This window comes from Gemmata sp. (genome assembly GCF_051859125.1).
In the GTDB taxonomy this organism is placed as follows: Bacteria; Planctomycetota; Planctomycetia; order Gemmatales; family Gemmataceae; genus Gemmata.
Genome location: NZ_JBHYGG010000035.1, coordinates 35740 through 50882, shown reverse-complemented (window position 1 = coordinate 50882; position 15143 = coordinate 35740). Strand labels below are relative to the sequence as shown.

The window sequence follows — 15143 nt, the reverse complement described above, 5'->3', positions numbered from 1 at the left end:
GGCCGGGTGAGGGGTATTGCCTCAACAGTTCCGAGGGCTCGACCCCTCACCCGCTCGCAGAGCCTCGCTGCCCGCTCCCGCAAGGGGAGAGGGCGGATACCAAACCACGGCGACCTCGCACCGGACCCGGGATCACACCAGCCGCGGGAACCAGTACACCGCACCGTACAGCACCGCGCCGACGACCACCGTCCAGTACCAGTACGCGGCCGTCAGGATCACGTCGGTCGCCTGGTTCTGCCCCAGCCCGTACAGGGCGGTCCACAGCAGCATCACGGCCAGTTCGACCACCTCGATCGCGACGTACAGGAGGTGCAAGCCGAGCATCGTCCACACGAGTGCGGCGTAGGCGTTCTCGTTCCACTGCACCTTCAGGGCCGGGAACTCGTGCCACCGCAGCACCAGCGACCCGGCGCCGAGCGCGACCAGCACCAGCAGCCCCAACAGCACGCCGGCCGGGCGCTCGGGCGGCGGGCGGCCCCGCCCGCGCGGCACCTCCGACGGCGTCGCCGCGTTCCGCCGCTCCAGCGCGTCGAACTGCCGCTGGCACGCGCGGTCCACCCACAGCATCAGCGGCACCGTGGCGAGCAGCACGAGCAGGTTGGCCGTGCCGACCGGCAGGTCCGGGACCGGCTTCAGGAGGGGCGGGTCGTGCTGCGCCGCCGGCGGCGGCCACCCCGACTGCGGGTAGTTCCGCCACAGGTACACGTAGCTCGCCAGCAGCAGCGCGACGGTCGTCGTCTCGATCAGCATGAACAGCACGTTCCCCCACCACATCGGCGAGCGGCCGTCGCGGCTCTCGGCCGGCAGGTGCGAGACGTCGATCGTCGGGCGGGCGGTCGTGGCGGTCGGGGCGGTGGTGGGGGTCACGGCGGCCCCTCCCCGGCCACCGCGGGCCGCGTCTGCGGGTGGTGGATCGGCTCCGGCTCCTTGCTGGGCCAGAACCAGCCCAGGAGCGTGACGGTGAGGCCGGCCATCCCGACCGGGAACGCCCACGCGGTGAACACGAGGCCGACGAAGCTCGCGCCCGTGACCAGGGCCGCGAGCAGCGGCCAGACCGAGTCTTCGGCGACGTGGTGGCGGTGGTGCGGCACGGCGTCGTGCGGCGTCGTGACCAGCACCTCGCGGGTGTCGGTCGCCAGGCCCGTTACGACGGGGGTCGTCGCGGGGTCGTCCTCCCAGAGCGGCTCCCGGCCGCGGACCGTGGGGAGCCGCTCGAAGTTGTACGGCGCGGGCGGCGACGCCGCGGCCCACTCCAGCGTGCCCGCGCCCCACGGGTCGTCGCCCGCGGCCGCGCCGTACCGGAGGCTGCGGGCCACGTTCACCAGGACGCAGAGCAGCCCCGCTGCGAGCACGAACGCGCCGGCCGTGGCGAGCAGGTTCAGCCCGCCCCAGTTCTGCTCCGGCAGGTACGTGTACACCCGCCGCGGCATGCCGCGCAGCCCGAGGTGGTGCATCGGGAAGAAGGTGACGTTGAAGCCGATGAAGACGAGCCAGAACGACACCCACGCGAGCGGTTCACTGAGCATCCGCCCGGTCCACTTGGGCAGCCAGTAGTGGACCGCGCCCAGGAGCGGGAACACCGCCCCGCCGATCAGCACGTAGTGCAGGTGCGCGACCACGAAGAACGTGTCGTGGACCTGGAGGTCGATCGACACCGACGCGAGCATGACCCCGGTCAGCCCGCCGATGACGAACACCGCGAAGAACCCCAGCACGAACAGCATCGGCGACTTGAGCCGCACCTTCCCGCCCCAGATGGTGGCGATCCAGCAGAAGATCTGGACGCCGCTGGGGACCGCCACCATCAGGCTCGCGCCGGTGAACACGCCCTGCCCGACCCGGGGCAGCGGCGTCGCGAACATGTGGTGGACCCACACCCCGAACGCGATGAACGCCGTCGCCACCAGCGAGAGCGTCAGGGCGGTGTAGCCGAACATCGCCCGCCGCGTGAACGTCGGCAGGATGGCCGACACGAACCCGGTGGCCGGCAGGAAGATGATGTACACCTCCGGGTGCGCGAAGAACCAGAACAGGTGCTGCCACAGCAGCGCGTCCCCGCCCTCGGCCGGGTTGAAGAAGTGCGTGCTGATGCCGGTCATGCGGTCGGCCGCGAGCATCGTGCTGGACAGCATCACGGCGGGCATGGCGAAGATGACCATGAACGCCGTGACCACCTGCGACCACACGAACAGCGGCACCCGGTCGAGCGACATGCCCGGGGCCCGCTGCGTGAACGCCGTGGCGATGATCTCGACGGCCGCGATCAGCGTGCTGACCTCCACCAGTGTGACCATCTGCGACCACACGTCCACCCGCTTGCCGGGGGAGTAGTCCGGGCCGGACAGGGGCACGTAGCTGAACCACCCCATGTCCGGCCCGGTGTTCAGCACGAGCGCCGCGTAGAGCATCAGGCCGGCGGAGAGGTACACGTAGTAGCTGTAGTTGAGTAGCCGCGGGAAGCAGACGCAGCGGGTGCCGACCATGAGCGGCACGAGGTAGATGCCCATGCCGGTCATCACCGGCACGGCGAACAGGAACATCATCGTCGTGCCGTGCGTGGTGAACGCCTGGTTGTACGCGTCCGGCCCCAGGGCCGTGCCCCGCGGGGCCGCGAGTTGCACCCGCATGGCCAGCGCGAGCAGGCCGCCGAGCAGGAAGAAGCCGAACGCGGTGGCGACGAACCGCAGCCCGAGGGCCTTGTGGTCGGTGGTGGTGAGCCAGCCGTACAGCCCCGGCCGCCGGCCCCAGGTCCGCCGCAGCGCGAGCCGCTCGGCGCCCCCGCCGGGCGGCGGGGCGGGGTCGGGCGCGCCCTCGAAGCGGTCGGTCACTTCAGGCTCTCCAGGTAGTCGAGCAGCGCCCGCAGGTCGTTGGGCTCGAGCGGGTTCACGGGCATCCGCACCCCCGGCTTCACGCCGTGCGGGTCGGTCACCCACCCGGCCAGGTGGCCCCGGGTCGTCGGCAGCGTGCCGGCGGCGATCCGCGGGCGGGACGCGAGGTGCGTCAGGTCCGGGCCGACGCGGCTGGCCGCGGCAGTGCCCTGGACGGTGTGGCACATGACGCAGGTGTTCTTGAGGAACACCTCGCGGCCGCGCCGCTGGCCCTCGGTCGCGGGCTCGGCCGCGTCCCGGCGCTGGGCGTCGAGCCACCGGCGGAAGTCCTCCTCCGGCTCGGCCACGACGAGGAGCCGCATGTTCGCGTGCTGCAGCCCGCAGAACTCGGCGCACTGGCCCCAGAACACCCCGGGCCGGTCGGCGCGGAGGTGGGTGCGGGTCGTCTGGCCGGGGATGGCGTCGGTCTTGCCGTGCAGGTTCGGCACCCAGAAGCTGTGGATCACGTCCGGCGACTCGAGGTCCACCCGCACCCCGCGGCCCACCGGCAGGTGCAGCTCGTTGGCGGTGGTCACGGCGTCGCTCGGCGCGGCGGCGTAGCGCACCTCCCACCACCACTGGTGGGCGGTCACCTTGACCGTCGGCGCGTCCGGGTCGGCGAGGGCGTCGATCCGCCGGCCGGTGAGGAAGTCGGCGATCAGGAATACGAACAGAATGGCCACCGTGACCGCGACCGCCGCCGCGACCGCGAGGCCCTTGCGGACCTCCTGGTCGGCCGGCGGGGCGGTGACCGGCTCGTCGGACGCGCCCCGCGGCCGCCGACGGAACACCGCGTAGGCGAGCGCGGCCATCACGAGGGCGTAGACCGCGGCCGTCGTCCACAGGAACAGGTGCCACAGCCCGTGAATGCGGTCGGCCTGCACGCCGGCCGGGTCCACGGCCGACTGTCGCTCGGTTCCCGTGCAACCGGCCGCGAGCAGGCACGCGGCAGCAGGGAGTAGGAGTGCGGCCCGCGTCATTTGGGCTGGTCCCCCGCGTCCGGGGGCGGCGCGACCACGGGCGATTCCCTGGCGCGGTTCTGCTCCGTCGGGGGGCCGCTCATGTGGTCGCTGCGGCCGGGGGCCGCGTCGCCGGGAGCCTGCCCGCTCAGGCTGCGGACGTAGGCGACGAGCTGCCAGATCTGGTAGTCCGGCAGCGTGCCGACGACCGTGATGCCCGGCTCGCGGGCCTCGCCGCGGAACGCCGGCATGCCGTTGGGCCGGCCGCGGGCGATCGTGTCGAAGACCTGCTCCGGCTCGTACCCGTAGACCCACTTGTCGTCCATCAGCGGCGGGCCGATCGCGCCGCTGCCGTACCCGTGGCACCCGTTGCAGTTCATCGCCTGGAACAGCCGCTTCCCCTCGGACAGCGCGAAGGCGTTCTGTTCGAAGTCCTGCGCGTACCGCACCCCCTCGGCGAACGGCGCCGCCGGCCGGTAGTCGCGGTCCTCGCGCCGGCACGAGGCGAGGGCGACGCCGCACGCGGCGGCGAGGAGGAGGGCGCGCGTCACGGCGGCCCCTCCTTGCCCTGCTTCGGCCCGCCCGCGGGCTTCGCCACCCGCGGCACGCCGTACTCGTCCAGGATCTTGTCGATGTCGGCCCTCCGCGCCTTCAGGATGGCGTCGAGCCGGTCGCGGAACTCGGTGTTGCCGCGGCGGACGCCGAGCGCGATGCCGAACGTGAACGGCAGGCCGCTTGCGTCCACCGCCGGCGCGACCGGCGTGAGGGCCAGCCGCACCGCCGACTTCTTGGCGAAGTACCCGGCGGTCGGCCCCCACACCACCGCGACGTCGACGTCGCCCCTGGCGACCGCCTCCACGATGCGGGCCGTCGGGTTCGGCTCGGCGTAGTCGCCGTACACGGTGAACCCGACGACGTTGTCGACGACGCCGCGCGCCGCGAGGGCGTGCGCCGGCGGGGTGTTGTACCCGTCGTCGCCGATCAGTTGCACGCCGACCCGCAGCGCCTTCAGCGCCGGGTCGTCGAACGAGGCGACCGCCGGCGCCCGGTCGGTGCGCGTCACGAACGCGTAGGTCGAGCGGTAGTACGGCGCGGTGGTGGTCGCCAGGTCGAACCCGACCGGCACCCCGAGGACCACGTCGCACTCGCCCTCCTTGAGCGCCTGGCGGAAGAACCCGCGGCGCTGGGCGCGCCAGGTGTACTCGACCTCGGCGCCGAGGTCCGCCGCGACGAGGGCGGCGATCTTGTTCTCGAACCCTTCGAGCTTGTCGTTGGTGAACGGCAGGTTGTTCGGGTCGGCCGAGACGCGCAGCACCTTCTTCCGCGGCACCGGTGCCGGGGCGTCCGGGCCGAGCGGCGCCGGCGCCTGGCTGCCCGCGTCGGGCGGCGGGCTCACGCCCCCCACTCCCCCCGGCGGGCGCGCGACCAGGTACGCCGCGGCGGCGAGGGGCAACAGGCACAGGGCCAGCACGCGGCGCGTCATGCGGGGCCTCACGGGAGCGCGAACACGTACAGCGTGCCGCCCTTCTTGGTGTGCTGGGGCAGGTCCTTCATGGCGTTGAGCCAGCCGTTGACGCCGGTGGTGTCGCGCGGGTCCAGTTCCGCCGACACGATCGAACCGGCCCACCCGCCGACGCCCGAGAGGACCGCGACGTACTGCTTGCCGTCGGGGCCGCGGAACGTCGTCGGCTGGCCGATGATTCCGGAGTCCACCTCGTACTTCCACAGCTCCTTGCCGGTCCGCGCGTCGACCGCCTTGAACCACCGGTCCATCGTGCCGTAGAAGACCACGTCGCCGGCGGTGGCGGCTGCCCCGGACCAGACCGGGAACCGCTCCTTGACCCGCCACGCCGGCTTCCGCTTCACCGGGTCCCAGGCGGTCAGCGCGCCGCGGCTGCCGTCGCCGGGGTCCACCGGGTCGGCGTAGATCTTCGAGTTGGCCCCGACGTAGGGGGTGCCGGCGATGTAGTTGACCTCGACCCCCTCCCAGTCCATCGAGAGCGTCTGGTGCGGCACGTAGAGCAGCCCGGTGCGCGGCGAGAAGGCGCTGGGCTGCCAGTCCTTCGCCCCGGCGTGGACCGGGGCCACGTCCCGGACCACGCGGCCGACCTTCACCTTCTTGTCCGGGTTGACGACCAGCCGGCCGGTCTTCAGGTCCACGCCCTTCGTCGCGGTGACCCGGACGAAGGCGTCGGCGGACAGCACCTCGCCGGTCGCGCGGTCGAGGACGTAGACGTAGCCGTTGCGCTCCGGGTGGACGAGGACCTTGCGCGGGCGGCCGCCGATCGTCAGGTCGAGGAGGACGTGCTCGTTGACCCCGTCGTGGTCGAACTCGTCGTGCGGGGTGTACTGGTAGAACCACTTCGCGTCGCCGGTGTCCGGGTCGCGGGCGAACACGCCGCACGTCCACTTGTTGTCGCCCGGCCGCTGCTCGGCGTTCCACGGCCCGGGGTTGCCCGTGCCGTAGTAGACGAGGTTCAGTTCCGGGTCGTAGGAGACCCAGCCCCACACGGTGCCGCCGCCGATCTTCCAGTGGCCCGGCGGCCACGTCTTCACGCCCAGGTCGGTGCCGCGGTCCGCCTCGTAGAACGGCTTGAAGGCGGGGCCGATCTTCACGTCCGCGTCCGGCCCGGTGCTCCACGCGGTCCACGCGAGCGCACCGGTCGCCGCGTCGAGCGCCTTGAGCCACCCGCGGACCCCGAACTCGCCGCCGCTGTTGCCGACCAGCACCTTCCCCTTCACCACCAGCGGCGACATGGTGACCGTCTCGCCCTTCTGGATGTCGCCGACCTTCGTCTTCCACAGTTCCTTGCCGCCCGCCGCGTCCACGCCGCACACGTGCCCGTCGAGGGTGGTGATGAACACCCGGCCGTCGGCGAACACGGCGCCGCGGTTGACGGTGTCGCAGCACGCGACGCCCTTGGCGAACGCGGCCGGCTTCGGCTCGTACTTCCACTTCACCGCCGGGCCGGGCTTCGACAGGTCGAACGCGTACAGCGCGTTCGGCCACGGGGTGACGACGAACATGGTGTTCGCGGCGACCACCGGGGCCGCTTCCTGCCCGCGGTGGATGCCGGTGTCGAACGTCCACGCCAGCTTGAGGGCCGGGACGTTCGCGGCGGTGATCTGATCGAGTTCGCTGTACCGCGTGTTCGCGTGGTCCTTCGCCGCCATCGGCCAGTCGCCCCCGGCCGGCGCGGGCTGCGCGTGTGCTCCGTGCGGGGCGGGGGGAACGAAGAACACGAGTGCGCACGCGGCCCCGACCGGCAGGACGAACGCCGCGCGTGCGAGGCGGCGGGGCGGTCGCGCAACGGGGTCGGTCACGTCGCTGGCCATCGCCACATCCTCGGGTCGCACGCGCGGTTGCGGAAGGGTGCCGCGGGCGTTGGCGGCACTTCCCGACCGGCGCGTCGGGAGTCATGGAAGCCCACGATCGCAAGCGAAATCGCGGACTTCACCCGAGCAAATCCGGTGCCCGCGGCCGCGTGGGTGGTACGTCGTTTGCCATGAGTCCGGTGCCCTCCCGGGAGTGAGAACGCCATGCCCGACGAGACCGACACGCCGCCCGAACCCGTGGCCGCCGAGCGGCCGGCCCCCGCCGCGTCGCGGCGCACCCGCAGCAAGCAACCGACCGGTGCCGTCAAGCGCCGCACGCGGGCGACGCCGAAGAAGCAAGCGGAGGCGCTGCGCAAGGAACTCGCGGCCGTGCGCCAGGAACTCGACGGCGCGCGGCGCGAGACCGCCGAGGTGGTCGCCGCCTGCCGCGACGCCGAGGCCCGCGTCGCGGCGACGCGCGGGGACGCCGACGCCATCCGCCGCGCGGTGGCCGAGGTCGATACGGCCGCCGCCGCGTCGCGCGGGTTGGCGGACGCCGCCGCCGCCGAGGTCCGGCGCCTGCAGGACCAGTTCGCCCAGACCGAGGCGCGGGCCGACGGGCTGCGGGCCACGCTCCAGGCGACACGGGACGAGTTCGCGGCGCTCGGCGCGGAGTCGCGGCGGACGCTCGACCAGTTCCGGGCCGCGGTCGACGAGATGCGCGGCGTGCCCCCTTCGGACGGGGGTGAAATAGCCCCCGACGGCGGGCTGCCCGACGTGCCGCCGTTGGCCGCCGACGAGCGGGCGGGCGACCTTCGTGCGCGGCTCGTTCACGCGCTCAACGACGCGTGGGGACTCGAAAAGGAGCAGGTCGGCCTGCTCCAGACGCTGGCCGACGAGAGCGGCGACCACGACGTCCGCACGCTGCTGGAGGACCACCGGGCGGCGGCCCGGCGGCGGCAGGAGGCGGCGGAGGCGCGGCTGGGGGCGCTCGGCGCGCGGCCGGCGAGCGGGCGGGGGCTCCTGGGCCAGTTGGCCGCCCGCGTGTGGGACGCGGTGCAGGCCCCGCGGGACCCGGTCGACCGCGCCGTGCTCGCCCTGACGAAGGCGGCGGGCGCCGCCGAGTTCGCGGCCGGGGTGTACGCCGCCGCGCACGCGCTCGCGCGCTCGGCCGGCGACGCCGAGACGGCCGAACTGGCCGCGGCCCACTTCGCCGACGGGCGGGACCGGGCGAACCGCCTCCGCGCGGCCATCGCGGCGGCCGCCGTTCGCGCCGCGCGCCGGTAGGCGTGCGGCTCCGACCGAATCACACAGCGTCGGCCGGCTCGCGTGCTGGAGCGAATCCGGACGAGGCCCGGACGGACCCGGCGGGAGCGGCTTCCTTGTCTTCCCCTCCTGGGGACCGATAATCTCCTCATCGGATTCTTCCAATGGGGGCCATCATGCGTCAACGTTCCGTGGTCCTCCCGCGTGGAATCTTCCTGTCGGCCTGCCTTGCGGCCCTGCCCGCGTGCTCCATGAACAGGCCGGACACCGAGGGCGGTCAGCCCACAGCACCCGAGAAAGTGAATCCAATGGCAGACGATTACAAGCCGTTCCACGCCGTGAACCCGAAGAACCCCACGGTGTTCTTCGACATCACCATCGACGGCAAGGCGGCGGGTCGGATCGAGATGGAACTGTTCGCGGACACGTGCCCGAAGACCGCCGAGAACTTCCTGCAGTTGTGCGTCGGCACCAAGAGCAAGGCGGGCACCCCGCTCGCCTTCAAGGGCTCGGCGTTCCACCGCGTGATCCCGAACTTCATGTGCCAGGCGGGCGACTTCACCCGCGGCGACGGCCGGGGTGGGGAGTCGATCTACGGCGGGAAGTTCGACGACGAGACCTTCGCGGGCAAGGCCGGCAAGCACTTCGGGCCGGGCACCCTCTCGATGGCCAACGCCGGGCCGAACACGAACGGCTCGCAGTTCTTCCTCTGCACCGCCGACACGCCGCACCTCGACGGCAAGCACGTCGTGTTCGGACAGGTCGTGAAGGGGTACGACGTGGTCAAGAAGATCGAGGCGGTCGGCTCGCGGAGCGGGCAGACGTCGGCCAAGGTCGTCATCAGCGACTCCGGGAAGGTCGGGTAGTCCTCCCGCGTCGGGCGGTACCGAGCGGTCGCCGGGTGCGGTCCGACGCTTCCACACTGCGTCGGACCGCGACGGCGGCCCGACGCGACTGCCGCGCCGCTCGTGCGGTCGCACCGGGCACCCCCGACAGCGTGGAACCCTTCACCTCACCGACGCGTTCCGGTCCGACACGCACCCGCCGCTACCCGCTCGCCCCGTCCTTCGTTCGTCTCCCCTCCGAGACCGCGACGAACCACACTCCCGAGGTCGAGTCATGAAGTGCCGCGTCCTGGTCCTCGCGGCGTGGGCCGCGATCGCCTGCCCCGTGGCGTTCACCGCGGCCCAACCGGGCGCGGCGAAGGCGGAGAAGTTCCCCGACCCGCCGAAGGACTACGACAAGAAGCGCGACGGCGTCGCCCGCGGCACGCTGGAAACGGTCGAGTACGACTCGGCGACGGTTGGCATCAAGCGGAAGGCCCGCGTGTACACCCCGCCCGGGTACGGCAAGGACCAGAAGTACCCGGTCCTGTACCTGCTCCACGGCATCGGCGGCGACGAGAACGAGTGGGCCCGGGGCGGCGCGCCGGACGTGATCCTGGACAACCTGTACGCCGACAAGAAGGCGGTGCCGATGCTCGTGGTGCTGCCGAACGGCCGGGCGTCGAAGGACCTGACCGCACGGGACCCGATCCCCAAGCAGTCGCCGGCGTTCGCCGCGTTCGAGAAGGACCTGCTCACCGACCTGATCCCGTTCGTCGAGAAGACGTACCCGGTGAAGGCCGACCGCGAGTCGCGGGCCATCGCCGGGCTGTCGATGGGCGGCGGGCAGGCGCTCAACTTCGGCCTCGGCAACCTCGACACGTTCGCGTGGGTGGGCGGGTTCTCCTCGGCCCCGAACACCAGGCGCCCCGCCGACCTCATCCGGGACCACGCGGACGCGGCGAAGAAACTCAGACTGCTGTACGTGGCGTGCGGCGACAAGGACGGGCTGTTCCGGATCAGCGAGGGGGTCCACAAGATGCTCGACGAGAACAAGGTGCCCCACGAGTACCGCGTCGTCCCCGGCGGCGGGCACGACTTCCGCGTTTGGAGGAGCGACCTGTACCACTTCGCACAACTGGTGTTCCGCGGGCCCGCGGCGGAGAATAAGGGCACGGACAAGTAGCCGGTGAGCAGTACCGCGACCGCGGTTCGATGTCCGCCCACCCGAGCCGGAGAGAGATAATGGCAGACGACAACCCGCTGACCGTGTTCGTCGCGGACAGCCCGAAGGTGGCCGAGGCGGTGGTGGCGCTCCTGAGCAAGGAGGGCCTCACGGCCGAGTTGGCGGCCCCGGTGCCGAGGGCCGATCCCGAGCCGGTCCTCGGCGGGGCCGACATGGTCACCACGGACGGGATCGAGGTCCGCGTGGCGGACGAGAAGCAGGCCGAGCAGGCCCGCGAGGTGCTCGGCACCGCGATCGCGCGTGCGAAGCTGGACGCGCTCCGCGAGAAGCGCGCGACCCGCACCGGCACCGTCACCGCGGCGTGCGAGGAGTGCGGGAAGACGTCCGAGTGGCCGGCCGCCTCGATGGGGACGACCGAGACGTGCCCGCACTGCACCGCGTACATGGACATCCCGGACCCGGACGACGACTGGTCCGGCGTGGACGTGGGCGACGCCGAGGGCGATGATGAGGAGGAAGGGGAGGGCACGAAATGAAGGTCGAGAAGCACATCGACGACGCGCTGAAGGGCCGCGACGATCTGGTCCGCATTCTGGACGCCGCCGCCGACTTCCTGGCGTCGCGGGACACCGACGCGGACAGCGAGGCCGTGGTGCGGTGGCACTTGAGGCCCGGACCGAGCGGAGAGCCGACCATCGGCCTGGACCTCCAGGACGAAGACTACAAGCGGGGCCAGTGGTTCGCGCCGAACCAACTCGTACCTGCCGACATGCGTGAACTGCGGCTGGTTCAGCTCTGGAACGACGTCCTCCAACAAAGGACGCACCGCCAGATGCGGAAAGTCAACGAACTCATCAGCCAGTTGGAGGACTGAGATGGCCGCGAAATCGCTCACGGAGGCTGTTCGGGATCTCCAGATCGAACTGAACAAATTCATCAGTCACCTGGACGGGATCAAGGACGAGGTTCGCCGCGCAAATCTTTTGGAGATCCGCGACCGCTTGACCAAACTTGAGGCAACGCTTGAGACGCTGGACGTCCCCGCCCTGCTCGTCCAACTCGGGGTGCTCCAGGAGCAGATCGCCGAGTTGAAGAAGTGGCGCGACGAGAGCGCGCGGCGGGTGTTCCAGGTCGGGCTCCTGTTCGGCGGGTCGCTCCTCACCCTCGGCATCCAACTGGCCGTCCTGTTCCTGAAGAAGTGACCCCGATGTCCGCAACGCTCCCCCCGTTCACCGTGTCCCCCCAGGAAGCCGGCCACACGCTCGCCAAGGTGCTGCGGTCGCGGCTCGGCGGCCCGTCGTGGGGCGAGGTCCGCAAGCTCATCGCCGCGCGGCGCGTCAAGGTCGGCGACGCCGTGTGCTCCGACGACGCCCGCCGCCTCAAGGAGGACGAGGTCATCGTCCTGTTCGACCACCCGAAGCCGCTGCCCCGCGTCGCGCACCCGGACCGCCTCGTCGTCCGCCACCTCGACGACCACGTCGTCGTCGTCGAGAAGCCGGCGGGCGTCAACACGGTCCGCCACCCCGCGGAACTCGAGTGGTCCGAGCAGCGCCGCGAACTCGACCCGACGCTTGAAGACCTCACGCAGTGGGCGATCGCCAAGCAACTCGGCCGCTCGTCGAACGACATCCCGCGGCTGCGGATCGTCCACCGGCTCGACAAGGAGACGAGCGGCCTCGTGTCGTTCGCCCGGTCGGTGCTGGCCGAGCGGGAGCTCGGGCTCCAGTTCCGCAAGCACACCGTCGTCCGCCGCTACCTCACCGTGGTGCCGGGCGTCATGACCGCCCGCACGATCACGTCGAGCCTCGTCCCGGACCGCGGGGACGGCCGCCGCGGCAGTACGTCCATGCCGGATGTTGGTAAGGTGGCGACCACGCACGTCACGGTCGAGGAGCGGCTGCCGGGGTACACGCTGCTGTCGTGCCGGCTGGAGACGGGCCGCACCCACCAGATCCGCATCCACCTGTCGGAGTCCGGGCACCCGGTGTGCGGCGACAAGGTGTACACGAAGCGGCGTGACGGCTCGGTGTTCGACGACACGAGCGGCGCGCCGCGGCTGGCCCTGCACGCGACCGAACTCGGCTTCACCCACCCGGCGAGCGGCGCGACGCTGCACTGGGCGATGCCGATGCCGGCCGACCTGATGAAGTTCGTGGAGAGGCTACGCGGAGGGAAATAGGCCAGAGATCCGACGTAGCCACTCGTGCAGTCGATCCAGTTCTGGCTCCCGCCAAACGAACCGCCGGACCTCGTGGTGGCGCTCGCCGTCTCGACCCGTGAGCGTCATCCAATCGCCATCATCCACAACACGGTCCGCATGCTCGGGAACCGTCTCAGGAAAACCCCAGAAGCCACTTCTGCCGATGAAATCGGTCAGCATCAGCCAAGTGCCGGACGTCAGGTACTGGTGGCCGCTGTCGAGTGATACTGCGTCACGCCGGGAGGCGACAAACCACCCATCGCGTCCACGCCCGTAAACGTGAATGGTGAAGGTCCACTCAAAGGCGTCGCGATGCTCCAGGCGGTATCCGGCTTCCGCGCCGGCCGGTAGTTTTAGCCTCGCCACAGTGGCCCCCGTGAGGCTCGACTACTTCACCAGTCCGTAGCTCTTGATCTTGCGGTCGAGGGTCGAGCGCTCGATGCCGAGGATCGCGGCGGCCTGCGACTTGTTCCAGTCCGTGTACTTCAGCGTCTCCAGGATGTGCGCCTTCTCGATCTCCTCCAGCGAGACGGGCTTGAACGCGCCGTGCCCGGCGGCCGGGGTCGTCTTCTCGGGGTCGCTGAACACGCTCAGGTCCACCTCCGACAGCCATACGTCCGCGACGTCGACGAGCGGGCCGGAGCCGAGGGCCACCGCCCGCTCGATTACGTTCTTCAGCTCCCGCACGTTCCCGGGCCAGCGGTGCCCCCGGAGCTTGTCCAGCGCCGCGGGCGTGAACCCGCGGATCTTGCGGCCGGTCTCGCGGACGAACCGCTTCAGGAAGTGGTCGGCCAGGAGCGGCACGTCGGCGGCGCGGTCCCGGAGCGGCGGCACGTCGAGTTGAACGACTTGCAGGCGGAAGAACAGGTCGCGGCGGAACGCGCCGCCCCGGACCGCGTCCTCGAGCGGGCGGTTGGTGGCGGCGACCACGCGGACGTCGGCCTTGATCGCCACGTTCCCGCCGACCCGCTCGAACGGGTGCCCCTCCAGCACCCGGAGGAACTTGGCCTGCGTGGGCAGCGACATCTCCCCGATCTCGTCGAGGAAGATGGTCCCCTGGTCGGCGGCCTCGAACTTCCCGATCATCCGCTCGGTCGCGCCGGTGAACGCGCCCTTCTCGTGGCCGAACAGCTCGCTCTCCAGCAGCGACTCGGTGAGTGCGGCGCAGTTCAGGCACACGAACGGGCGGTCCCGCCGCGGGCTGCTCTGGTGGATCGCGCGGGCGACGAGTTCCTTGCCGCTGCCGCTCTCCCCGCGGATCAGCACCGTCGCCTTGGTCTCTGCGACGCGGCCGACCTGCGTGGCCACGACCGCCAGCGCCGGGCTCTCGCCCACGAGCTCGGACTCGACCCGGAGCAGGTCCTTGAGGCTGCGGACCTCGGCGGTCAGCGACGACTCGGTCCGGAGCCGGTGCCACACGGCCCCGAGCTGCCGGGCGACCGCGAGGGTGAACTCCAGGTCGTCGGCGTTCAGCGGCACCGCCGGGTGCGCCCGGTACAGGTGCAGCAGGCCGACGAACTGGTCCCCGAACGTCACCGGGGCGCAGATCAGGCTCGAGATCTGCAGCTCGGTGAGGCTGTCGCGGTTCTTCAGCGCGGCGCTCTCGGCGACGTTCGCGGCGAGGACCGCGTGCTTCGAGTCGAGCACCTCGTGGCTCACGAAGCTCGACACCTTGTGGTACGTCCGGGTGCCGATCCCGCGGGTCCGGTACACGACCGGCTCGGGGTCCTTGTTGTCCCTCAGGGCCAGCACGGCGACGACCTCGGCCGGGGTCGCCCGGAAGATCGCGTCCACCACCAGCTCGCACAGCTCGTTGAGGTCCCGCGCGCCGGCCATGTCGAGCGCGAGGCGGTACAGCACCGAGATCGCCTGCTGCGGCTGGATCCGCTGCTGGTCGGCGACCGTCTCGTCCTCCATCTGAATGGTCGGGTCGGGCTGGTACCGGGTGGTCCCGAGCCGCTTGCGGATGACGAGGCCGTCGGTCCGGTCGGGGCCGTCGCCGTCGCCGCCGGCCGCGTGGGGGAGCTGCGAGAGCTGCTCGACGAACACCAGCTTGGTGCGCCCGACGCGGATCTCGTCGAGCGGCCGGAGCGACCGCTCGGCCCGGACCGGCTCGCCGTTGACGTGCGTCCCGTTCAGGCTCCCGAGGTCGCGGACGAACCACCCGTTGGCGTCCGGGTACACCTCGGCGTGCTCGCGGCTGCACAGGTCGTCCTGGAGCGCGAGCTTGTTCGCGGGCGAACGGCCCATGCGGTACCGCGTCCCGAGCTGGAGCGGGTACACGTCACCGAACCCGTCGTCCTTTCGGGCGACGAGGAACGCGCTGGGGAGCTTCGACATGAGCCGTCGGGTGCCGGTGGAACGAGTCTCACTCTACGATAGAGCGGGAACACCATTTCGGGCAACACCGATACCGGCTTTCCGGCCCGCGCGGCTCCAACCGGCCCCGAGACTTCTGACGCGGGGCGAACCCCGCCGGACTCGTCCCGGGGCCACCGGATTCCTGTCTACTGGTCTGGTCCG

General features: G+C 71.5%; 15 protein-coding genes. 8 read left to right on the top strand and 7 right to left on the bottom strand.

Annotation, left to right across the window (positions count from 1 at the left end; genetic code table 11):
• Positions 1-132 precede the first annotated feature (132 nt).
• Genes ACTIGN_RS05015 through ACTIGN_RS04990 form a run of 6 tightly spaced genes read right to left on the bottom strand, consistent with a single transcriptional unit; the run spans position 133 to position 7165 of the window.
• Complete coding sequence (locus ACTIGN_RS05015) at positions 133-870, bottom strand: cytochrome c oxidase subunit 3 (protein WP_439621708.1); 738 nt, start codon at positions 868-870, stop codon at positions 133-135.
• Positions 867-2831 (bottom strand): cytochrome c oxidase subunit I, encoded by a 1965-nt coding sequence (ctaD, locus tag ACTIGN_RS05010; RefSeq protein ID WP_439621707.1) that lies wholly within the window; start codon positions 2829-2831, stop codon positions 867-869. Before ctaD ends, ACTIGN_RS05015 begins: the two co-directional genes overlap by 4 nt.
• Positions 2828-3850: a cytochrome c oxidase subunit II gene (gene coxB / locus ACTIGN_RS05005; RefSeq protein WP_439621706.1), complete on the bottom strand. Its 1023-nt coding sequence runs from the start codon at positions 3848-3850 to the stop codon at positions 2828-2830. The genes ctaD and coxB overlap by 4 nt, the downstream gene beginning before the upstream one ends.
• Positions 3847-4380 carry a c-type cytochrome gene (locus ACTIGN_RS05000; protein WP_439621705.1) on the bottom strand — a complete coding sequence of 178 codons (534 nt, stop codon included), beginning with the start codon at positions 4378-4380 and terminating at the stop codon, positions 3847-3849. Before ACTIGN_RS05000 ends, coxB begins: the two co-directional genes overlap by 4 nt.
• Positions 4377-5312: a substrate-binding domain-containing protein gene (locus ACTIGN_RS04995; protein ID WP_439621704.1), complete on the bottom strand. Its 936-nt coding sequence runs from the start codon at positions 5310-5312 to the stop codon at positions 4377-4379. Before ACTIGN_RS04995 ends, ACTIGN_RS05000 begins: the two co-directional genes overlap by 4 nt.
• Before the next feature lie 8 nt (positions 5313-5320).
• Complete coding sequence (locus ACTIGN_RS04990) at positions 5321-7165, bottom strand: methanol/ethanol family PQQ-dependent dehydrogenase (protein WP_439621703.1); 1845 nt, start codon at positions 7163-7165, stop codon at positions 5321-5323.
• Positions 7166-7369: 204 nt separating this feature from the next.
• Between ACTIGN_RS04990 and ACTIGN_RS04985 the strand changes: the two genes are divergently transcribed.
• The 8 genes from ACTIGN_RS04985 to ACTIGN_RS04950 all read left to right on the top strand — a co-directional run bounded on the left by ACTIGN_RS04985 (position 7370) and on the right by ACTIGN_RS04950 (position 12845).
• Positions 7370-8431: a DUF892 family protein gene (locus ACTIGN_RS04985; protein ID WP_439621702.1), complete on the top strand. Its 1062-nt coding sequence runs from the start codon at positions 7370-7372 to the stop codon at positions 8429-8431.
• A gap of 287 nt (positions 8432-8718) precedes the next feature.
• On the top strand, positions 8719-9276 hold the full coding sequence (locus ACTIGN_RS04980; RefSeq protein WP_439621701.1) for a peptidylprolyl isomerase: 558 nt from the start codon (positions 8719-8721) through the stop codon (positions 9274-9276).
• A gap of 253 nt (positions 9277-9529) precedes the next feature.
• Positions 9530-10420, top strand: a complete 891-nt coding sequence (locus ACTIGN_RS04975; protein ID WP_439621700.1) for an alpha/beta hydrolase — start codon at positions 9530-9532, stop codon at positions 10418-10420.
• Positions 10421-10479: 59 nt separating this feature from the next.
• Complete coding sequence (locus ACTIGN_RS04970) at positions 10480-10956, top strand: hypothetical protein (protein WP_439621699.1); 477 nt, start codon at positions 10480-10482, stop codon at positions 10954-10956.
• Positions 10953-11294, top strand: a complete 342-nt coding sequence (locus tag ACTIGN_RS04965) for a hypothetical protein (RefSeq protein ID WP_439621698.1) — start codon at positions 10953-10955, stop codon at positions 11292-11294. Before ACTIGN_RS04970 ends, ACTIGN_RS04965 begins: the two co-directional genes overlap by 4 nt.
• 1 nt (position 11295) lies before the next feature.
• Positions 11296-11622 carry a hypothetical protein gene (locus tag ACTIGN_RS04960; protein ID WP_439621697.1) on the top strand — a complete coding sequence of 109 codons (327 nt, stop codon included), beginning with the start codon at positions 11296-11298 and terminating at the stop codon, positions 11620-11622.
• Between the two features lie 5 nt (positions 11623-11627).
• Entirely contained in the window at positions 11628-12599 is a 972-nt protein-coding gene (locus ACTIGN_RS04955; protein ID WP_439621696.1) for an RluA family pseudouridine synthase, read from the top strand.
• Between the two features lie 24 nt (positions 12600-12623).
• Positions 12624-12845 (top strand): hypothetical protein, encoded by a 222-nt coding sequence (locus ACTIGN_RS04950; RefSeq protein WP_439621695.1) that lies wholly within the window; start codon positions 12624-12626, stop codon positions 12843-12845.
• 162 nt (positions 12846-13007) lie between these two features.
• Here ACTIGN_RS04950 and ACTIGN_RS04945 read toward each other — a convergent pair whose 3' ends face one another.
• Positions 13008-14960: a sigma 54-interacting transcriptional regulator gene (locus ACTIGN_RS04945; protein WP_439621694.1), complete on the bottom strand. Its 1953-nt coding sequence runs from the start codon at positions 14958-14960 to the stop codon at positions 13008-13010.
• Between the last annotated feature and the right edge of the window lie 183 nt (positions 14961-15143).